The organism is Shigella sp. FC1544, assembly GCF_001722145.1.
In the GTDB taxonomy this organism is placed as follows: Bacteria; Pseudomonadota; Gammaproteobacteria; order Enterobacterales; family Enterobacteriaceae; genus Escherichia; species Escherichia coli.
The window spans coordinates 1-303 of record NZ_MECT01000494.1 but is presented as its reverse complement, the minus strand read 5'-3'; the positions used below and the strand labels follow the sequence as shown (position 1 = coordinate 303).

Below are 303 nucleotides of genomic sequence, written 5' to 3'. Positions count from 1 at the left end.
ATGCTGATGACACGCCTGTCCCGGTGCTGTTGCCAGGCAATAAGAAAACGAAGACCGGGCGGTTATGGACCTACGTTCGTGACGACCGTAACGCCGGGTCAACGCTGGCGCCGGCGGTGTGGTTCGCTTACAGCCCGGACAGAAAAGGCATCCATCCGCAGACCCATCTTGCGGGGTTCAGTGGTGTACTGCAGGCGGATGCATACGCCGGGTTCAACGAGCTGTACCGGGATGGCCGGATAACGGAAGCCGCCTGTTGGGCTCACGCCCGCCGTAAAATCCACGATGTGCACGTTCGCACCC

Annotated in this window: 1 protein-coding gene; it reads left to right on the top strand. The window is 61.1% G+C overall.

Features of this window, described 5'->3' with window-relative positions:
- Positions 1-303, top strand: a 303-nt coding sequence (locus BGK49_RS18900) for an IS66 family transposase (protein WP_146628144.1), incomplete at both ends; no start/stop codon positions are given.